The organism is Wenyingzhuangia sp. IMCC45467 (assembly GCF_054111205.1).
Genome location: NZ_CM134196.1, coordinates 523,291 through 543,278, shown reverse-complemented (window position 1 = coordinate 543,278; position 19,988 = coordinate 523,291). Strand labels below are relative to the sequence as shown.

Annotated in this window: 17 protein-coding genes and 1 tRNA gene; 11 read left to right on the top strand and 7 right to left on the bottom strand. The window is 31.1% G+C overall.

The window, feature by feature from the left end; genetic code table 11:
- Nucleotides 1–2 precede the first annotated feature (2 nt).
- The 7 genes from recQ (at nucleotide 3) to ACXGQT_RS02470 (ending at nucleotide 9,266) form a co-directional block, all read left to right on the top strand.
- On the top strand, nucleotides 3–2,123 hold the full coding sequence (gene recQ / locus ACXGQT_RS02500) for a DNA helicase RecQ (protein ID WP_457829821.1): 2,121 nt from the start codon (nucleotides 3–5) through the stop codon (nucleotides 2,121–2,123).
- 208 nt (nucleotides 2,124–2,331) lie between these two features.
- Nucleotides 2,332–3,033, top strand: a complete 702-nt coding sequence (gene modB / locus ACXGQT_RS02495) for a molybdate ABC transporter permease subunit (RefSeq protein WP_457829820.1) — start codon at nucleotides 2,332–2,334, stop codon at nucleotides 3,031–3,033.
- Nucleotides 3,030–3,848 carry an ATP-binding cassette domain-containing protein gene (locus ACXGQT_RS02490; RefSeq protein WP_457829819.1) on the top strand — a complete coding sequence of 273 codons (819 nt, stop codon included), beginning with the start codon at nucleotides 3,030–3,032 and terminating at the stop codon, nucleotides 3,846–3,848. The genes modB and ACXGQT_RS02490 overlap by 4 nt, the downstream gene beginning before the upstream one ends.
- Before the next feature lie 111 nt (nucleotides 3,849–3,959).
- Nucleotides 3,960–4,193 (top strand): hypothetical protein, encoded by a 234-nt coding sequence (locus ACXGQT_RS02485; protein ID WP_457829818.1) that lies wholly within the window; start codon nucleotides 3,960–3,962, stop codon nucleotides 4,191–4,193.
- A 73-nt stretch (nucleotides 4,194–4,266) separates the two neighbouring features.
- Nucleotides 4,267–6,207, top strand: coding sequence for a glycoside hydrolase family 97 catalytic domain-containing protein (locus ACXGQT_RS02480; protein ID WP_457829817.1), 1,941 nt, complete (start codon nucleotides 4,267–4,269; stop codon nucleotides 6,205–6,207).
- Between the two features lie 120 nt (nucleotides 6,208–6,327).
- Complete coding sequence (locus ACXGQT_RS02475; RefSeq protein WP_457829816.1) at nucleotides 6,328–7,236, top strand: helix-turn-helix domain-containing protein; 909 nt, start codon at nucleotides 6,328–6,330, stop codon at nucleotides 7,234–7,236.
- A gap of 95 nt (nucleotides 7,237–7,331) precedes the next feature.
- On the top strand, nucleotides 7,332–9,266 hold the full coding sequence (locus ACXGQT_RS02470; RefSeq protein ID WP_457829815.1) for a T9SS type A sorting domain-containing protein: 1,935 nt from the start codon (nucleotides 7,332–7,334) through the stop codon (nucleotides 9,264–9,266).
- Nucleotides 9,267–9,343: 77 nt separating this feature from the next.
- Here the strand turns inward: ACXGQT_RS02470 and ACXGQT_RS02465 are convergent, their stop codons facing one another.
- The gene (locus tag ACXGQT_RS02465; protein WP_457829814.1) at nucleotides 9,344–10,234 is read right to left on the bottom strand and encodes a LysR family transcriptional regulator; all 891 of its coding nucleotides are present in this window, start codon (nucleotides 10,232–10,234) and stop codon (nucleotides 9,344–9,346) included.
- 153 nt (nucleotides 10,235–10,387) lie between these two features.
- On the opposite strand from ACXGQT_RS02465, the gene ACXGQT_RS02460 reads away from it, so the two are divergent.
- Nucleotides 10,388–10,975, top strand: coding sequence for an HPP family protein (locus tag ACXGQT_RS02460; RefSeq protein ID WP_457829813.1), 588 nt, complete (start codon nucleotides 10,388–10,390; stop codon nucleotides 10,973–10,975).
- A gap of 74 nt (nucleotides 10,976–11,049) precedes the next feature.
- Here the strand turns inward: ACXGQT_RS02460 and ACXGQT_RS02455 are convergent, their stop codons facing one another.
- The 4 genes from ACXGQT_RS02455 to ACXGQT_RS02440 all read right to left on the bottom strand — a co-directional run bounded on the left by ACXGQT_RS02455 (nucleotide 11,050) and on the right by ACXGQT_RS02440 (nucleotide 14,207).
- Nucleotides 11,050–12,561 (bottom strand): polysaccharide lyase, encoded by a 1,512-nt coding sequence (locus tag ACXGQT_RS02455; protein WP_457829812.1) that lies wholly within the window; start codon nucleotides 12,559–12,561, stop codon nucleotides 11,050–11,052.
- A gap of 212 nt (nucleotides 12,562–12,773) precedes the next feature.
- Nucleotides 12,774–12,849, bottom strand: a tRNA-His gene (locus ACXGQT_RS02450).
- 66 nt (nucleotides 12,850–12,915) lie between these two features.
- Nucleotides 12,916–13,638 carry a bacillithiol biosynthesis deacetylase BshB1 gene (gene bshB1, locus ACXGQT_RS02445; RefSeq protein ID WP_457829811.1) on the bottom strand — a complete coding sequence of 241 codons (723 nt, stop codon included), beginning with the start codon at nucleotides 13,636–13,638 and terminating at the stop codon, nucleotides 12,916–12,918.
- A 2-nt stretch (nucleotides 13,639–13,640) separates the two neighbouring features.
- Nucleotides 13,641–14,207, bottom strand: coding sequence for a glutathione peroxidase (locus ACXGQT_RS02440; protein ID WP_457829810.1), 567 nt, complete (start codon nucleotides 14,205–14,207; stop codon nucleotides 13,641–13,643).
- A gap of 102 nt (nucleotides 14,208–14,309) precedes the next feature.
- On the opposite strand from ACXGQT_RS02440, the gene ACXGQT_RS02435 reads away from it, so the two are divergent.
- From ACXGQT_RS02435 to ACXGQT_RS02425, 3 genes are read left to right on the top strand one after another with little or no spacing between them, the layout of a single operon-like run.
- Nucleotides 14,310–15,062: a Rossmann-like and DUF2520 domain-containing protein gene (locus ACXGQT_RS02435; RefSeq protein ID WP_457829809.1), complete on the top strand. Its 753-nt coding sequence runs from the start codon at nucleotides 14,310–14,312 to the stop codon at nucleotides 15,060–15,062.
- On the top strand, nucleotides 15,046–15,573 hold the full coding sequence (locus ACXGQT_RS02430) for a KdsC family phosphatase (RefSeq protein WP_457829808.1): 528 nt from the start codon (nucleotides 15,046–15,048) through the stop codon (nucleotides 15,571–15,573). The genes ACXGQT_RS02435 and ACXGQT_RS02430 overlap by 17 nt, the downstream gene beginning before the upstream one ends.
- Nucleotides 15,527–15,925, top strand: a complete 399-nt coding sequence (locus tag ACXGQT_RS02425; protein WP_457829807.1) for a hypothetical protein — start codon at nucleotides 15,527–15,529, stop codon at nucleotides 15,923–15,925. The genes ACXGQT_RS02430 and ACXGQT_RS02425 overlap by 47 nt, the downstream gene beginning before the upstream one ends.
- Before the next feature lie 19 nt (nucleotides 15,926–15,944).
- Here the strand turns inward: ACXGQT_RS02425 and ACXGQT_RS02420 are convergent, their stop codons facing one another.
- Together ACXGQT_RS02420 and priA are read right to left on the bottom strand one after the other, a co-directional pair.
- Nucleotides 15,945–16,964 (bottom strand): AI-2E family transporter, encoded by a 1,020-nt coding sequence (locus ACXGQT_RS02420; protein ID WP_457830795.1) that lies wholly within the window; start codon nucleotides 16,962–16,964, stop codon nucleotides 15,945–15,947.
- A gap of 309 nt (nucleotides 16,965–17,273) precedes the next feature.
- Nucleotides 17,274–19,730: a replication restart helicase PriA gene (gene priA / locus ACXGQT_RS02415; RefSeq protein WP_457830794.1), complete on the bottom strand. Its 2,457-nt coding sequence runs from the start codon at nucleotides 19,728–19,730 to the stop codon at nucleotides 17,274–17,276.
- Nucleotides 19,731–19,988: the final 258 nt, after the last annotated feature.

The following is a 19,988-nucleotide window of genomic DNA, read 5'->3' as shown; positions in this document are numbered from 1 at the left end:
TTATGACAAATCAAGATATCCTTTTACACAAAACCTTAAAAGACTATTTTGGATATGAGCAGTTTAGACCTTTACAGAAAGAAATTATCACCAGTATTTTAAACGGTGAAGATAATTTAGTGATTATGCCTACAGGAGGCGGAAAATCTATTTGTTACCAATTGCCAGCTATTTTAATGGATGGATTAACTTTGGTCATTTCTCCATTAATCGCCTTGATGAAAGATCAGGTAGATGCATTAAATGCCAATGGAATTCCTGCTGCTTTTGTGAATAGTTCTCAAACAGATATTGAAAATTCTTCTATTATAGAAAGAGTAAAATCTAAAGAGATAAAGTTGTTGTATTTGGCTCCTGAAAGTTTGGCTTTTTTTGAGCAACTTTCTCAGGTTTGTGAAATTAGTTTGATTGCAGTAGATGAAGCGCATTGTATTTCTTCTTGGGGACACGATTTTAGACCTGCTTATACACAATTATCCTTTTTAAAGAAAAGGTTATCTAACACACCTTTGGTTGCTTTAACGGCAACTGCAGACAAAGCCACTAGAGAAGATATTGCCAATCAATTAGATATTTCTAATGCCAAAAGAAATATCAGTTCTTTTAATAGAGCCAATTTAAGTTTAGAAGTTCGCCCGGCTCAAGACAGGGTAAAACAAATTGTAGATTTTGTAAAATCTAGGCCTAATGAATCTGGAATTGTGTATTGTTTGAGTAGAAAGCAAACCGAACAATTAGCGGAAAGATTAAAGAAAAGTGGATTTAAAGCAGCTGCTTATCATGCCGGATTACCTGCCGATGTTAGAAGTAAAACCCAAGAGAATTTTATTCACGACACTACTCCAATTATTTGTGCTACCATTGCTTTTGGAATGGGAATAGATAAATCTAACGTTCGTTGGATTATTCACTACAACTTGCCTAAAAATATAGAAGGATATTATCAAGAAATTGGTCGTGCAGGACGTGATGGTTTAGATTCAGAAACCATTTTGTTTCACTCCTATGCAGATGTGATTCAATTAAGAAAATTTGCAGAAGGTTCTGGGAATGAAGAAGTACAATTGGCAAAACTGGAAAGAATGCTTCAATATGCAGAAGCGACTAGTTGTAGAAGAAATATTTTATTGAGCTATTTTGGTGAAACAGCTACAGAAAAATGTGGGAATTGTGATGTTTGTAAACATCCTCTCGTTATTTTTGATGGAACTATTATTGCACAAAAAGTTTTATCAGGAATTTTTAGGTTGCAAGAAAATGAACCCTTAAATGTGGTGGTAGACTTTTTAAGAGGTTCCCAAAACGCTACTATTTTAGATAAAAACTACCATTTATTAAAAACTTATGGGGTTGCTAAAGATATTGCTTGGAAAGATTTACAGCAATATATGGTTCAGCTCATCAACCAAGGATTTTGTGAAATTGCTTTTCATGAAAACAATGCTTTAAAATTGAATAATTTATCTAAAGAAGTATTGTTTAAAGGAATGAAAGTTTCCCTAACAAAACCAGCAGATTTTATAAAAGCAGATGAAAAAACACCTCAAAAAGCTAGCAAACCACAAAACAATTTATTTGAACGTTTACGAGTATTACGATTAGAGCTAGCCACAGCAAAAGGAGTTCCTGCTTATGTTATTTTTAGTGATGCTACTTTAAAGGCAATTGCAAATGAACGTCCTGTTACTGATGATGAATTTTTGGAAATTGAAGGAGTTGGACAAAAAAAGTTGCAAGATTATGGTTATGATTTTATTACAGAAATCATCAAGTTTAATAAGGAAAAAGTAGTAAAACCTGTTAAGAAGAAAAAAGGGAAATCTGCCACGCACTTAGAAACTTTAGAGCTGCACAAGCAGGGCTTATCTATTGAAGAAATTGCCAACGAAAGAGGATTAACTCCTAATACCATTCAGAGTCATTTTGTGAAATTGTACAACGAAGGCATAAAAATAGATTTGACTGATTTTGTATCTGAAAAAGAAATTGAAGCAGTAAAAGAAGCACAAAGCAAAGTAGAGAATCCTAAATCATTAAAAAGTTATTATGAATATTTTAATGAACAGTTAGATTATGCGGCTATTAAAATGGCTTTGGTTGTTTTGGAAAATGAGGAGAAATAAAATATTAATGAGTATATAATTACATCTCGACTAAGCTTGATAATCATTATATTAAATTCTTAAAACGAAGTTAAAACAGTTATTTAGAGATAAAAAAACAACATTTACATTACGATCAATGTTCGATATCTCTAAGTTCATCGAGCGGAGTTGAGATGTAGTCAATAACTTTTTTTAAAATCAAAAAACTTTAAATCTCTCATTTTTAATGCAGATATTTGATGAATTAAATCAACTTATGGACTTTGAACCTTTAATTTTAACCTTTAAACTAGCAAGTATTACAACTGTACTGTTGTTTGTTATTACTATTCCTTTGTGTTATTGGTTGGTTCAAACTAGGTCTAAAACCAAACCAATTATAGAAACTTTGGTGAGTATGCCATTGGTGTTACCTCCTACTGTATTGGGTTTTTATTTTTTAGTTTTTTTAAGTCCTAACACTGTTTTTGGAAATTGGTTAGAAAACATTTTAGGTATCAAACTTATTTTTTCTTTTACAGGTTTGGTTATAGCTTCTATTATTTACAGTTTGCCTTTTATGGTACATCCTATTCAGGCTGGTTTGTCAGCTTTGCCAAAATCATATACAGAAACCGCTAAGTTGATGGGAAAATCAAAATGGACAATACTTAGCAAAATTTTAATTCCCAATATTAAACCCGCAATTTTAACAGGATTGGTTTTAACTTTTGCCCACACCATTGGTGAATTTGGAGTGGTTTTAATGATAGGTGGTAATATTCCAGGAAAAACCAAAGTTGCTTCTATTGCTATTTATGATGAAGTAGAAACCTTAAATTATGCAGCTGCTAATCAATATTCATTGATCTTATTAATAATTTCTTTTGTGATTTTATTAAGCGTTTATTTAATCAATGGTGGGTATTTAAAAAGAACTGTTCGATGATGTATTGTAGACTGAAAAAAACATATCGTTCTGGTAAAAGATCTTTTTCTATTGATGTGGAAGCTTCTTTTAAATTGAATGCCATCAATGTATTATACGGACATTCAGGTGCAGGAAAAACATCGTTACTACGCTTATTAAGTGGTTTAGATACTGTTGATTTTGGTAAAATTTCTGTAAACAATAAAAATTGGTTAAATACCGAAACTAAAAGTTTTTTACCTATTCATGAAAGAGAGATAGCTTATGTTTTTCAAGACTACGGTTTGTTTCCTAACATGACGGTTTTAGAAAATTTAGAGTTTGCTAAAAAAAACATCAACCAAACACTTTTAAAAGAAATTGTTGATGTGTTAGAATTAGAAGTTTTACTAGCTATAAAACCCAATCATTTATCTGGAGGACAGCAACAAAGAGTAGCTTTGGCAAGAGCTATTATACAAGAACCAAAATTTTTGTTTTTAGACGAGCCTTTATCTGCTATTGACGAAAATTTAAGAGGAAAACTTCAATCTTACTTAATAGCTTTACAACAGAAACATGGTTTTACCATTATTATGGTGAGTCATAATTTACATGAAGTACTAAAAATTGCCAATCATGTTTGTGTATTACACGAAGGAAAAATTGAGAAAGAGGGAAATCCTAAAATATTATTAAAGGAAAATAATGACAATACTTTACGTGGGGTTGTTTTAGATATTAAAAATGAATTAATTACTGTGTTAACAGGGACACAACTAGTTAATGTTTATAAAAAACAGGTTGTTACAAAAGCTTATCAATTGGGGTCCGATATTAAAATAAAACTTTAATACATTTTACGTTATAACATCTCTTATTAAATTAATGATAAATGTTATATTTGTAACTTATACATTTCCCCTAAAATTTATGTTATCACAAAAACATAAATAATATTAATAATGAAAAGAATTACATGGTTTTTCCTTGCTTTTATTTCTTGTTATAGAAATGATGACAATCCTTGTGAAGAATTAAACGAGAGTTATATCATCAAATTAAACAAAGCCAGAACAAGCAATCAAAAAGAACAAAATTTAATGGTGTTAGATGAATGGATTAAAGAAATAAGAAGTTATGACTGTTCTCCACAAACGTATTATCAGCATTATGATAAGATTGTAAATCAAGATTAGTTTTTTATTTACGAATACAAATAAGTGTATTAAATACATTTGTGTATATTTACAACAAGTAAAATATACAATTATGAAAAAATACCTAATTATTACCCTGAGCTATTTATGTATAGCAACGTCCTTTTCCCAAACAAAAACAATAAATGGTCCAAATGGGAATATTAAATTACAAATTAATGTAGATAAAGGACAAGCAAACTACACCGTAACTTACAAAGAAAAAACAATGTTAGAGAGTTCTCCTCTTGGATTGATAACCAATGTTGGAGATTTTAGCAAAGACTTAAAGTTATTATCAATTAAAGAAAATAAAATTGATGAACATTATAATTTAGACCGTATTAAAAAATCGTCTGTACATTATATTGCTAATGAGTTTTCAATGACTTTTAGTAATAATAAAAATCAAGAAATAGAAGTAGTTTTTAGAATAAGTAATAATGACATAGGCTTTAGATATCAATTGCCTACATACGGAGAAACTCTAAGTTGTATTATAGAAAAAGAAATTACAGGATTTAATTTCACACAACAAACTACTACCTTTTTAACTCCACAAGCCACTCCAATGATTGGGTGGAAACGTACAAAACCAAGTTATGAAGAAGAATATATAGCAGATGATGTTCTAGGAGCACCATCTAAATACGGACAAGGATTTACGTTTCCTGGTCTTTTTCATGTAGGTCAAAATGGTTGGGTTTTAATTTCAGAAACAGGTGTCAATAGTCAATACTGTGCTTCACACTTAAGTGAAGGAACTAAAGACGGTGTTTACACTATTGCTTTCCCTAACCAAAAAGAAAATAACGGAATTGGAAGTACTACTCCTGCCGTTGGTCTACCAGCAGTAACTCCATGGAGAACTATTACCGTGGCAGATGAATTAAAACCTATTGCAGAAACTACCATTCCTTTTGATTTGGTAAAACCACTATACAAACCGTCTCAAGAATACAATTATGGTCGTTCTACATGGAGTTGGATTATGTGGCAAGACAACAGTATCAACTATCAAGATCAAATTGCTTATATCGATTTAGCTTCGGAATTAGGTTATGAATTTGCTTTGATTGATGGATTATGGAAAAAAAACATCGGATATCAAAAAATGGAAGCGTTGTTTACATATGCCAAATCTAAAAATGTAGCTCCTTTTGTTTGGTACAATTCTAACGGAGGATGGAACGATGCTCCACAAGGACCTAGAGGAAGAATGAACACTTCTATTGCTAGAAAAAAAGAGATGAAGTGGTTGCAAGCACACGGAGTAAAAGGAATTAAAGTGGACTTTTTTGGAGGTGATAAACAAACAACTATGAAATTGTATGAAGATATTTTATCGGATGCAAATGATTATGGTATTATGGTTATTTTCCACGGATGTACCTTGCCTAGAGGATGGGAACGCATGTATCCTAACTACGTAGGAAGCGAAGCTGTATTAGCATCGGAAAATTTAATATTTACGCAAAGAGCGAATGATATTGAAGCATTTTCTGCAACGCTACACCCTTTTATTCGTAATGCTGTGGGAGCTATGGAATTTGGACCTGTATTGTTAAACAAACGTCATAACAGAAATAACGATGGAGGAAGAACACGTTTTACTACCGATGTTTTTCAATTAGCCACAGCTGTTTTGTTTCAAAGTTCTGTACAAATGTTTGCCATTGCTCCAAACAATTTAAATGATGCTCCAGCATTTGCCATCGATTTTATGAAAGAAGTTCCTACAACGTGGGATGAAACCATACTTATAGATGGATATCCTGGTAAATATTGTGTGTTAGCTCGTAAGCATAAAGATCAGTGGTATGTAGCAGGAATAAATGCACAAGACAAACCAATCACCTTAAAAATAAACTTGCCGATGTTGGCGGGAGAAAAAGTTGATTTTTACACAGATGACAAACATAAAACATCTGCTAAAAAACAATTAAAAATTAAAAACTCTGGAAGCACTAAAATTACCATTCAACCTAACGGAGGGGCTATTTTAGTAAACTAGTTTTTTACTTAATATACCAAACTAATTCATCAAAAGCTGCGATTTTTTCATCGCAGCTTTTTTGTAAAATATTAATATGTTTGTAAATCATAAAAATACCCTAGCTCCATTTTATCAGTTATGTCTACTAAAACATTGCACTACAAATCTGTTAGTTATTTTCTTCAAAAATTAAAATACGCTAGTCCTGTTTTTAATGATTTTGCGGTTATTCAATTAGAAAATTTACACACTCCTTCTGAACTTATTGATTTAAAGGTTACTTGTGAATTTTACTGTATTATGTTTAACAAAGCTAGTTCTAATTTAGGCTATGGTGGTTTGGAATATGACTTAAACGCTGGTGCTTTGTCTTTTGTAGCACCCAATCAAATAATTGAAGGAAAAGAAAACACCAACAGCAAACAAGGTTGGATTTTGTGTTTTTCTCCTAAGTTTTTAAAAAATCATTCCTTGTTGGAACAATTGCATCAGTACCCTTTTTTTACATACGATTTTAATAAGGCTTTGGCAGTAAATAAAACCGAAGAAACACATATAAATTTAGCGATTGATAGAATTGTAGCTGAATGCAATCAGCCAGATTTTTTATCACAAGATATTATTTGCTCTGAATTAGAATTATTACTTAAACATTGTTTACGCATTGCTTCTAAAAACAATGATTTAGCAACCAATCATCTTAATAACGATGTTATAAGCAGTATTGAAAAAATTTTGGAAGATTACTTTGCCAAAGAATTGCAATTAACCTTAGGACTTCCTAAAATAAATTACTTATCAGAACAACTTAATTTGTCCGACAAGTATCTTAGCAGCATTGTGCATCAAATAACGGGTATTAAAACTACCGATTATATCAATCAATTTGCCATAAACAAATCAAAACTGCAATTGTTAAACTCTACTAAAACAGTACAAGAAATTGCTTTTGAAACTGGTTTTTCTCAACCTCATTATTACACCAAATTGTTTAAAAAGTACAACGAAATTACCCCAAAAGCATACAGAAATTTGCATCAACAATAGCAACCTGTAGTTTTTGTTATTCAATCCGTAGTTTGTGTTATTTTTTAAAATGAATGTTGTGTTTTTTTGCTTTTCATTAAATCATTAATTTTTATATGAAAAGAAAACTACTCACATTAACAGCTTTTATTGTAGGAATTACCTCTTTTTCACAAAACGTAAACATCCCTAATGCTACCTTTAAAAGTTATTTGGTAAACAACAGTGCCATTAACACCAATGGTGATACCGAAATTTCGATTGCAGAAGCACAAGCTTTTGGCGGAACTATTGATGTAAACAACAAAGGAATATCTGACTTAAAAGGTATTGAAGCATTTACCAATCTAATTACCTTAACTTGTTACGGAAACAACTTAACATATTTAGACCTTTCTAGTTGTAGCAATTTAAGAAATCTAAACTGTACCAATAATAATCAGCTAGAGCATTTAAATATTGCCACAGGAAACAACAGTCTTTTATACCAAGTAAATGCTAATAACAATGCTAGTTTATTGTGTATTCAGTTAGACAATGGTTATAACCTTACCAACAATCAAAATCTTTTATGGACAAAAGATAGCCATACAGATTACAGCTACAGCGATTGTAGATCTCAAAACATTTATGTGAATGTAAATGCTACTGGAAATAGCGATGGTACCTCTTGGGCAGATGCTTACACGACCTTAAGTGATGGGTTGGCTGCTTCCTCTCAAAACGATGTAATATGGGTAGCGAAAGGAACTTATAGTCCTAACAACAACATTGATCCCCTACAAATTACAGCTAAGGGAGCTAAAATTATGGGAGGATTTCAAGGAAATGAAAATACGTTAACAGATAGAGATGTTAGTAAAATTCACACCGATAATGCAACTATTATTACAGGTGATTTTAACAATGATGACATTGCTGGAGATTTTAACTCTAACCGAACTGACAATGCCACTAAATTGTTAAAATTAGCAGCTCACAATGTAACTATAGACGGATTTATACTTCAAAATGCACACACATCTGCAGCTAGTCCAATTATTGAAGTAGGAACTAACATTAGCAATTTTTCACTAAAAAACACTGTAGTAAAAGAAAATTACAGCAATGGTATTTTATTAGATTGGAGAACATTTTCTGGAAATGTAATTGTAGAAAACGTAGCAATTAAAAACAACAGTACAAACAATGGAATTCTTTTGGTACAACACAACAATACCAATACAAGTGAACTTACTACAAACTGGGCTAATATTTTATTGGCAGACAATACTTACAATTCAGATTGGGGAGCCATTTGGTTTAGAAGAGGAACTTCAAGCAATACAGGTAGAAATGTAAAACATTATGTAAGCAACGCTACTTTTATAAACAATAGTAACCAACACGCATCGGTACGTAATTTAATGAATGTAAGTGGTGATGGTTGGCATCATTTGGAAATATTAAACAGTATTTTTTGGAACAACGTATACAATACCAATACGGCAAGTGATAATGATCTTTTTAATACCAAAAAAAATGAAGGAAACAATCAAACCGTTATTGTTAAAAACGTAATTGGAAATATTAGTAGTAGTGTTACTACAGGAGTTTATTCTGAAGCGAATATAAACAATACGGCTACAGATTTATTTTTAGATACAAATTACAAACCAACATTAAACTCATCTGTTGTTTTAGATCAAGGAGACAATACACTTTACAACTCAAGTGTATTCAGTAATTTTGATATACAAGGAAATGATAGGTTTTACAACACTACTATTGACTTAGGAGCTTTTGAATACGGAGGGACTTTAAGTGCTAACACTATTCAAAAAGACCATACGGTTTATATTTCTCCAAATCCTGTTGAAAATGAATTGCACATTCAAACAACATCCACTGTAAAAAGCTATGCTATTTACAACATTACTGGTGGTTTGATTAAAGAAAGTCATCAGTTATCTGAGAATACCATCAACATATCTTATTTAACTTCTGGAGTATACATTCTTAGTATCACCACAGAAAAAGGAATGGCATATCAAAAAATCATAAAAAAATAAAGTGTATTTAAACACCTAAAATTGTTGCGAAAAAGAGAACTGCCCAGTACGTTGTATTGGGCAGTTTTTTATATTGATTACATGGCCGAAAACTGTTCATGAAAATTTAAAATAAAATCATGAATGTATTTTTTATGTCTATCTTCTTTTCTTACCACTAAATAATGAGTTCTTTTTAACCCTGATTTGCCTAATTTTTTAAACACAATATTGGTTGGAATATTAAACAATTTTAAAGCCCATAAAGGCATACAGGTAATTCCAATATTTGCTTCAATCATTTCTAAAGCAACTTGAGTTAAAGGTACTGCCGATATTTTTTCAGGTATTGTTTGGTTGGGTTTTAACCATTGCTGGTATACTGAAACTGTTTCTAAAGGGTAAGAATGTATAATTAAATGCTGTTGCTCTAAATCTTTAGGAATGATGATGTCTTTTTTATTTAAAAAATTTTCTTCATGCATCAATGCTAAGATTTCATCTTCAAAAAAAGGAATGCAATGCAAATTTTTATCGTTAGGTTTTAAGGTTACCAAGGCGATATCTATATCATTAGACTGTAATTTTTCTATAGGATGGTGAGTTGCTTCTAGTCTTAAATCTACTTTTATATCAGGATATAATCTACCCATATTTTGAATAAAACTTGGCAATCCATGATAAAAGGAATAACACTCTGTACTAACTTTAATGGTACCACTAGAGCCTAATTGAATTTTTTTTATATCACTTAACCCTTTTTCAATATTATCTATTATTGTATTTCCTAAATGATAAAGCTCCTTTCCTTCTGCTGTTAATTCCCATTGATTTCTTTTTCTAATAAAAACTTTAAATCCCAATTGCAATTCCATTTCTTTTAATTGGTGACTTAATGCCGATTGTGTTAAAAATAACTTTTCTGTAGCATTTACAAGACTACCCTCCTCTACAATTGTTTTTATTAGTTTAAAATACTTTATTTCCATAACTGCAAAAATATACAATACTCATTACATGCTTATTGTAATATATTTCAATTTACCATTAATATTTTTCAAGTCAACAAACACAACAAGTTAACTACAGTCTTTAATTTTGTGCTGTTTAAAAAACAAATCTCTCCCAATTTTATTTAAAATATGAAACAAAAACTTAAAAGAACCTTAAGAGTCTCTAAATATATTATTTATAAAGAAACCCTAGTAGATTATAAAGAACATTTTTGGTCTTTTATAGGTGCTTTTGTTGGTATAGGGCTGGTTGCTTATATTCAATCCAAATTTTTAATAGACCAAGAAAACCTTTTGTTAATAGGTTCTTTTGGGGCATCTAGTGTATTAATTTATGGAGAAATCCAAAGTCCATTAGCGCAACCTAGAAATTTAATTGGTGGACATGTAATTTCTGCTTTTGTAGGAGTTTCTATGTTCAAGCTTTTTCCAGATACTATGTGGTTAACAGCTTCGTTAGCTGTTGCTGTATCAATTGTATCTATGCAATGTACCAAAACCATGCACCCACCAGGAGGGGCTACTGCATTAATTGCAGTTATTGGAACAGAAAAAGTAAAAGCTTTGGGGTATTTATATGTTTTTGCTCCTGTGTTTACAGGAACAATTATTTTACTTATAGTGGCTTTGTTTTTTAATAATATTACTCCAAACAGACAATACCCAGTAAAAAGAATAACAAGAAAAAAATTCTTTAAAAATTTAAAGAAACAGTAGTTGTTATAAATAAAAAATATCGAGGGAACATTCCCTCGATATTTTTTATTTATAACATTATTCAAAAAACTTAATTAGCTTATTTTATCTATGTTATTTCCTAGGTTTCTGTAATTTATCTTTTCATTAGGGTTTGTTCCATTTAAAAATTCTTCAACGTTGGTATAACCATCTCCATCTGTATCTATAGCTCCATCATAAGCATCTTTAGGATTTAGATTGTGCTCTACCTCCCATTTATCAGGCATTCCATCACCATCTGTATCTACCGGTAAATTTTTAGGATTATAACTCAATAATGGGTATCCTCCAACTTCTGAAACATCTTTAATAATTCCGGTTTTTGTCATAGGTCTTCCTGTACGTACCATATTTGTAACACGTGTATCTACAGCATCACGTTTTGGTAATGTAGCTCCAGATTTTGCCAATACAGACTCAAAAGCATCTTCTGCTGTTTGATGCGGAGATACTGGCCAACCAACAAATGGTGTGTTTACACGTGCTAATTTTTCAGGCCCACGAATTCCTTCCCAGTTATTATTATTTAATTTTTCATTATTATACATAATATTACCTGCAACATACCATTTACCAGGTCTGTTTTTTTCTTTAGGATACCAGTCTCCTTCTGCCCAAGCACTTCCTGGAGAATACATACTACGTTGTTCTACACGAGCAAAAACAGCTTTCATATTATCATTTGTTGCTGGTCCTGGTTTGTAATAATTATTAATAACATTAATTAAAGATGTTTCATCACCACCATCCATAGTACGATGTTTCCAGTTATAAATAACATTATTTCTAAAATCAAAAGCACCAGACATTCCTATTGATGGGTTTCTTGCTGTATTACATGCAAAAAGATTATGATGATGTGTAGATGGATTTCCTCCCCAAGTTCCTCCAAAAGCATGGTGCTTTGCATCTAGTGCTTCACTAGAAATGGTCCATTGAATGGTAATATTTTTGGCAGGATCTTTAATTCTTGTACTTCCATCAAGAGAAGGTCTCATGTGTCTGTAAAGAGATATGTTTTCATCCATTCCCCAACTTGTAGAACAATGATCAATAATAATATGATGTTCAGGATTTCCTCCAATATTATCATCCCCTTGTCCTCCACTTGGAACTCCTCTACGAACTCTAAGATGCCTAATAATTACATTATAAGTATTTATATTTAAGGTTCCTTTTAAGCAAATACCATCGCCTGGAGCAGATTGACCTGCAATAGTTACATCTGGATAATCAATATTTAGATCTCCATTAACTTCTATGGTTCCTGCAACATTAAATACAATAATTCTAGCCACTTTTGCTTCAAGAGCAGCACGTAAACTTCCTTTTCCTTTATCTTTTAAATTAGTTACAGCTATTACTTTTCCACCTCTACCTCCAGTAGTAAACATTCCCGCACCCCATGCTCCTGGGAATGCTGGAATAACACCTTCAGGCAATCTTATTGGATGTGGAGGAATTTGCCCAACTTCTGGCTCAAAAGAATTGTCTTGAGCAACAGCACTTAATGTTGAACTTATAAAAACTATAACAATAAGAATTTTATTTGCAATTTGATTCATTTTCATTGTATCTGAAATATTAAAATTAGTTGTTGTTAAATAATATGTTGCTAATATTATTATTTTAACAAAACTTAACCACTATTTTTGAGCTTTGATCAATTTTATAAAACACAATTTTTGGATATGATCCTTGACTCCTAAAATTCAAGCATAAAAAAAAGCTTAAGAAATAAATCTTAAGCTTTTAATTTAAAGAGTTTTCAACTCTTGGGTGGAAGACCGGATTCGAACCGGCGACCTCCTGAACCACAATCAGGCGTTCTAACCAACTGAACTACAACCACCATTTGCGCGCTTTCGCGTTAGCGGTTGCAAATATAAGAGGTTTCTTAGTTTCTACAAAGAAAAAAATTAAAAAATATCAGATAAATTTTTAACCGTAACGTAACGTTCTGTGGTAAAGCCTTCTGCATATTCTACTCCTGTTAATCTTCCTAAATCTCTAGATCTATACAACACACTATCTATAAAATTTTTGCTGGTAATAGGAGATTCTGGCTCATTACTATTAGGATCGTAAAATTGAGATTTAAATGCCTTAATGGCATTTTCTTTAACATCAATATAATCAGATACATCAACTACAAAATCTGGTTCTATGTTTTTCCATTGTATGTAATGAAAAACACTTTTGGGTCTCCAAGCTTCCTGCTCTCCAGAACCAACATTTGTTTTAATGGCTCTAAGACCTGATAAAAAACAAGCATCTGAAGTTAGTTTACTGGCTTTGGCATGATCTGGATGCCTATCATCTATTGCATTACATAACACAATATCTGGTTGATATTTACGAATAATTTCAACTATTTTTAATTGATATTCTTTAGTGTTTTCTAAGAAACCATCTGGTAATCCTAAATTTTCTCTAACCATTACTCCTAAAATTCCTGCTGCAGCTTCTGCTTCCATAGCTCTAATTTTAGGGGTTCCTCGTGTTCCTAATTCTCCTTTTGTCAAATCTAATATTCCTACTAGTTTACCTTCTGCAACTTCTTTGGCAATGGTTGCTCCACAGCCCAATTCAACATCATCTGGATGTGCTCCTATGGCTAGTATGTCTAATTTAAAACTCATGTTTATTCTGTTATCCAAGCAATAACACTTGGGTCATTTGGTTTTGTTTGTGGATTAATAATCATTTCTAACTTTCCATCTCTACCTATAAGGTATTTCTGAAAATTCCATTTTACTTTAGAGTCTTTATACCCGTTAAACTGTTTATTAGTTAAGAACTGATAGATTTCTGCTTGTTTTTTTCCTTTTACATCAATTTTTTCCATCATAGGAAAAGTAACTCCGTAGTTTAATTGACAAAACTCTGCAATCTCATTATTTTCTCCAGGTTCTTGAGACATAAAATTATTAGCAGGAAATCCTATAATTATAAAGTTTTTATCGTCTTTATATTTTTCATAAATCTCTTCTAATTGTTTGTATTGTGGTGTCAATCCGCATTTAGAAGCCGTATTAACTATCATGATTTTTTTTCCTTTTAAAGAAGAAAAATCAAAATCGTTCCCATGAATATCTTTCACCACAAAATCGTATATAGACTTTTTAGTATTGGTTATAATTGTTGATTGTCTTTTAAAAGCATAAATCCCTACCAACAATACAGGAATTACAATGAATAATATTTTCATAAGGTTTGATTTTTTTGTCTACCAAAGATACACTTCCCCTTGGTCGAAATCAAATCTAATTTATTTCATCAAAATATAAAAATGTTCTTATTTTTGAACCCTATGATAAACATAAGCATACTTGGTACGGGCAAAGTTGGAACTCATTTAATAAAGGCTTGCATAAATAGTCCTATGGTTCAATTGGTTCAAGTTTACAATCGTTCCGAACAGGGATTAGTACTTTATAACGGTCTTACTCCTACTACTACAGATTTAAACTCTTTAAAACAAGCCGATCTATATATTGTGGCTTTGCCTGATGATGTCATCAAAACCTTAGATTTATCTCACTTACAAGGATTGATTGTACACACTTCTGGAACCAAGTCTTTTAGTCTTTTACAAGCCAAAAGACGTGGGGTTTTTTATCCTGCTCAAAGTTTTACCAAAGAAAAAAACATCAATTTTAAAGCAGTTCCTGTTTGTATAGAAACAGAGTTTGATGTAGACTTTAGTGTCTTGCAAAATTTTGCGAGTATGATTGCTCAACATGTTTACAAACTTTCTGAAGAAAAAAGACAAAAATTACACTTAGCTGCTGTGTTTGCTAATAACTTTAGCAATAGGGTAATGGGTATTGCTTATGATATTTGTAAAGAACATCAAATAGATTTTAAGATTTTACAACCCTTACTGCAAGAAACATTTTTAAAAACACAAATACTTCCTCCAAAAATTGCTCAAACAGGTCCTGCAGTTAGAAACGATATGCAAACCATTGAAAAACATTTAAATCAATTAGAGGGAACTAACAAAGAAGTTTATCAAATATTAACCAAATCAATACAAGAAAAACATGGCATTAAGTTATAAGGAATTATTAAACGATGTAAAAGCATTTATTTTTGATGTAGATGGCGTTTTAACCAATGGAATGGTTACTATTTTTCCTAATGGGGAATTGGTAAGAAATATGAACATTAAAGATGGATATGCTTTAAAATCTGCTGTAGATGCGGGTTATACAGTCTGTATTATTTCTGGCGGAAGTAATGAAGGGGTTAGAACTAGGTTAGAAGGTCTTGGAATTACTGATATTTATTTAGGTGTGCATAATAAAATTGAAAAGTATAAAGAGATTTTAGAAAAGTATCAATTAGATCCTAAAGAAATTGTTTATATGGGAGATGATGTTCCTGACTATCCGGTAATGGAATTGGTTGGAATGCCTTGTGCTCCACAAGATGCGGCTCCAGAAATTAAAGCCGTTTCTAAATATGTATCACCTATAAAAGGTGGAGAGGGTTGCGTACGTGATATTGTAGAACAAGTAATGCGTGTACAAGGAAAATGGAACGGAAAATTTTACGCTAAGTTTGATTGATGTGATTGTTTCTATTGGGGAATTTAAATTAAAAAAACTCACCTTATTACCAGAGTTTTTAAAACTGTCTAAACAAATTTACAATCAGGCACAAAAAAGCAAAGGAAACCTAAAATCTCAATTGCATAATAAAGGAATAAAAACCTTTTATTCTTTTACACATTGGGAAAACAAGGATGATATGTTGATTTTTGTACATTCTGGGTTTCATGGAAAAGCTTTACAAGAAACCCAACGTTTGTGTAAAGAAGTTTCTTTTTTACATTATGAATTTAATGAATTGGTAGATTTAAAAACGGCCATTAAAGAATTAAAATCTAGTGATGAAACTAGGGTTATGAAGTTTGAGTAGTAAACACAAAATTATTATCCTATTTGTTTTTAGAGGTGTCTCCAGCCATCAAACTGGATATGACATGGTATTTTGGAAATTGATCTAAAATGATTTTAATAATCACGGTAATAGGTATTGATAAAATCAATCCTGGAATTCCCCATATAAACCCCCAAAGCATTAACATTACCAGAATGGTGATTACGTTTATTGAAAAAGTTTTCCCCATAAATATAGGTTCTAAAACACTTCCAAAAATTACTTGTACTCCAGTAATTGTCAATACAAAAAACAATAAAGTACTCATTACTTCTATTTCTACCAAGGCAAATAATGATAGTAAAACTATAGAAACAATGGATCCTATCATTTGAATAAAGTTGAGTAAAAAAGCCAACAATCCCCAGAATATAGGAAAACTAACATCAAAGAAAACACATGCTAAACTAAACCCTATTCCTGTAAATAAACTAATAACAAACTTTACTTTTATAAATGTAATAATGTCCTTTTCTATTTTTCTAAACGTTTTAACCGATGCGTGTTTGTATTTAAAAACTGTATTGTTTAATAACTTTTCTGTATCAATAGAACCTGCTAGTAATAAAATGGCAAAAAATAAAGTCATTAAGGTCATTGATATAATATTTCCTACAAAATCTAAAGATGGTACTATTTTACCAACAAAATTCCCTCCATTTAAATAATGATTCATTAAAGAATCTCCTTCTACCCTAACCACACCAAAATATTGCTCAATCATTACAATTAAATCCACTATTTTAGTTTCTGCCTTCTGAAAAAAAGTACTATTGGCTTTTAAAATTTCATTGCTTGATAATTTTATCAAAACAGTTGCTATTTTTCCAACGGCAATAATCACAAGAATAACAGCACCAATTCCAACAAATTTAGGAGCTCCTTTTCTATTAAACCACCTCATTAAAGGTAAAAACAATAAAGCTATAAACATAGCTAGAACAAGTGGTATAAAAATAAAGGATAGTGTTTTTAAAAGGAAAAATATAAATGGAATTACTATAATTAGCAATAACATATTAGTGGTTTTGATGTCTTTCATTTTTGATAATAATGGCTATAATAATTATTTAATCATAGTAATGTCTAAAATAAACAATTGAATTGTGATTGAGTTAAGTTTTTACCATAAATAAACATCTGTATTTATACGTATTTCTACCACAAAATAACCGTTTTAAAGAAATCCGTTTATATAATACTACTTAATAACATTCTGTTGTGTTTTATATATTATGGCTTTTTTTAATATACAATTATGAAAATATTTGTAGCTAAATGTATTTAAATTACCTTAGTATTTCATGCATTTAAGTCCCCAAATAAATCAATAAGCATCAACATCAATATTTATTCTAATGGCTCTAAAACGTCCAATAGAATCAAACATGGTTTTTACTTTTTTGATGTAATCTTTTGTAGCTGATACTGATTGTTTTGGTGGAATTTTTATCATTATCTGTTTGATATATAAATTCCTCACTCGTGCTACAGAGGGTGCTGTAGGGCCTAATAAATTTTTGCCGAAACTGTTTTTTAATGACTTTGAAAACCACTCTGCTCCTTCATTAAGCAAATTAAAATCCTTGTGTTTTAAAGTAACCTGAATCAATCTAAAATAGGGAGGATAATAAAAATTACGTCTATCTGTAATTTGTTCTCCATACATTTGTTCGTAACTATTGGTAGTTACTTGTTGCAAAATTTGATGATAAGGATTAAAAGATTGAATTAATACTTGTCCTTGCTTTTTACTACGGCCTGCCCTACCTGATACCTGCGTTAACATTTGAAAACTACGTTCTTGAGCTCTAAAATCAGGAAAGTTTAACATATTGTCGGCATTTAATACCCCAACTAAGGTTACATTGTTAAAATCTAAACCTTTAGACAACATTTGAGTCCCTACCAAAATATCAATTTCTCCATGTTGAAAAGCATCAATAATTTTAGCATATCCATATTTTCCACGAGTAGTATCCAAATCCAATCGCCCAATGTTGTGTTCTGGAAAAAGATTTAATAACTCCTGCTCTATTTGCTCTGTTCCAAAACCTTTACTAGATAATTCTGCAGACCCACAGGCATCACATTTTAAAGGAATGGCTCTATGATATCCACAATAATGACAACGAAGTTCATGTTTAAATTTATGCTCTGTTAAACTTACATCGCAATTAGGGCATTGAGGTGTAACTCCACAAGTACCACATTCTATTAACGGAGCAAAACCACGTCTATTTTGAAACAAAATGACTTGTTCTTTCTGCTCTAATGCTTCTTTGATAGCTGTTAATAAGGTGTCTGAAAAATGACCAGACATTTGTTTTTTTCTGTGTTTTTCTTTAATATCTACCAAATGAATTTTTGGCATTTGTACATTTCCAAACCTACGATTTAAGGAAACCAACCCATATTTTCCGTTTTTGGTATTGTAATATGATTCTAAACTTGGAGTAGCAGAACCTAAAATAATATTGGTTTTATGTAATTTGGCTAAAACAATAGCTGCATCTCTAGCGTTATATCGTGGAGCTGGATCAAACTGCTTATAAGATGATTCATGCTCTTCATCTACAATAATCAATCCTAAATTATTAAAAGGTAATAAGGTAGCTGAACGAGTTCCTAAAATAATTTTTGCTTTTTCAGATCCATGTAAAATATGATTCCATACCTCTGCTCTTTCGTTTTGAGAATATTTAGAATGATACACACTTAAATCATCTCCAAAAAAACGTTGCAAACGCATAATTAACTGAGTGGTTAAAGCAATTTCAGGAACTAAAAATAAAACCTGTTGTCCTTTATCAATAACTTGCTGAATTAAATGTGCGTAAATCTCTGTTTTTCCGCTTCCGGTAACACCATGAAACAAACAAACATCTACCTGTTTAAACGTATTTTGAATTGCTGTAAAAGCTGTTTGCTGATCCTCACTTAAACTCGGAATTTTTTGACTGGCAACATCAAAAGAAATTCGATCAATTTGAAGTTCATAAATTTCAAAAATGCCTTTATTTACCAATCCTTTACAAACAGCATCACTTATACTAGAAACGTCTAATAAATCTTTCTTTTTTAAATCTCCCTTATTTTTAGCTTTTTCAGAAAAATAATGCATAACCAAGGCACGTTGTTTTTCTGATCTTGACAATAAACTTAATAATTCTTGTAACTTATTAGAATTGTCCCATTCACTTGCCAAACGGATATACGGGATCATTTTAGGTTGATATTGTTCGTATATTTCCTCTTTAAGACTAATTGCCTCAATATCTATCATTCCTTTTAGAATAGGAAACACTTGTTTTTTTGATAAAATATTAGATACCTGAGAAATGGTTACTTGAGACTGTTTTTGTAAAGCCTCATAAATTAAATAAGCATCTGTAGACAGTAAATCAACATCAGTAAAGTTTGGATTTGCCAACACAATGGTTTCACTTTCTAATAAAAAAACGGAGGGAAATGCTGCTCTTAAAACCTCTCCTAAAGAACACATGTAATAATTGGAAATCCATTCCCAATGCTTTAGTTGCACAGGGGTTAAAATAGCTTTATCATCTAAAATTTGATAAATATCTTTGGCCTCATAAATTTGAGGTTCATTTTCATGAACGTTATAAACAATACCTGTATATATTTTACTTTTTCCAAAAGGCACAGCCACTCTCATACCAACTTTAAGAAATTGAGCCTCCTCTTCAGTAATACGATACGTAAACTGTCTTTCTAAAGGAATAGGTAATAAAACATCAACAAAATAAGGTTTAAACAACACTTGCGAGTAAATTAAAGTAATTGCAAAGAAATAGGTTTTTAATGTCACTTCAAAATCTTTACTTCAACAATTACTTTCAAAGTATTAGCTCACTAATACTAATAACTGCCATTATAACGAGAGTATTAAAACTCATGACTATAAACAATAGTTTATATATGCTTATTCATTAAAACTTTTTAACTACCAGTAATTAAAATATTGACAACAAAAACCACTCAATAATGTTTTTTAAATATAAAAAGCAGGTAAGTAAAG

Bases quoted from the DNA above. Each gene is read 5' to 3' on its own strand.
- recQ (WP_457829821.1), top strand. From the start codon at position 3: ATGACAAATCAAGATATCCTTTTACACAAAACCTTAAAAGACTATTTT.
- modB (WP_457829820.1), top strand. From the start codon at position 2,332: ATGCAGATATTTGATGAATTAAATCAACTTATGGACTTTGAACCTTTA.
- ACXGQT_RS02490 (WP_457829819.1), top strand. From the start codon at position 3,030: ATGATGTATTGTAGACTGAAAAAAACATATCGTTCTGGTAAAAGATCT.
- ACXGQT_RS02485 (WP_457829818.1), top strand. From the start codon at position 3,960: ATGAAAAGAATTACATGGTTTTTCCTTGCTTTTATTTCTTGTTATAGA.
- ACXGQT_RS02480 (WP_457829817.1), top strand. From the start codon at position 4,267: ATGAAAAAATACCTAATTATTACCCTGAGCTATTTATGTATAGCAACG.
- ACXGQT_RS02475 (WP_457829816.1), top strand. From the start codon at position 6,328: ATGTCTACTAAAACATTGCACTACAAATCTGTTAGTTATTTTCTTCAA.
- ACXGQT_RS02470 (WP_457829815.1), top strand. From the start codon at position 7,332: ATGAAAAGAAAACTACTCACATTAACAGCTTTTATTGTAGGAATTACC.
- ACXGQT_RS02465 (WP_457829814.1), bottom strand. From the start codon at position 10,234: ATGGAAATAAAGTATTTTAAACTAATAAAAACAATTGTAGAGGAGGGT.
- ACXGQT_RS02460 (WP_457829813.1), top strand. From the start codon at position 10,388: ATGAAACAAAAACTTAAAAGAACCTTAAGAGTCTCTAAATATATTATT.
- ACXGQT_RS02455 (WP_457829812.1), bottom strand. From the start codon at position 12,561: ATGAATCAAATTGCAAATAAAATTCTTATTGTTATAGTTTTTATAAGT.
- bshB1 (WP_457829811.1), bottom strand. From the start codon at position 13,638: ATGAGTTTTAAATTAGACATACTAGCCATAGGAGCACATCCAGATGAT.
- ACXGQT_RS02440 (WP_457829810.1), bottom strand. From the start codon at position 14,207: ATGAAAATATTATTCATTGTAATTCCTGTATTGTTGGTAGGGATTTAT.
- ACXGQT_RS02435 (WP_457829809.1), top strand. From the start codon at position 14,310: ATGATAAACATAAGCATACTTGGTACGGGCAAAGTTGGAACTCATTTA.
- ACXGQT_RS02430 (WP_457829808.1), top strand. From the start codon at position 15,046: ATGGCATTAAGTTATAAGGAATTATTAAACGATGTAAAAGCATTTATT.
- ACXGQT_RS02420 (WP_457830795.1), bottom strand. From the start codon at position 16,964: ATGTTATTGCTAATTATAGTAATTCCATTTATATTTTTCCTTTTAAAA.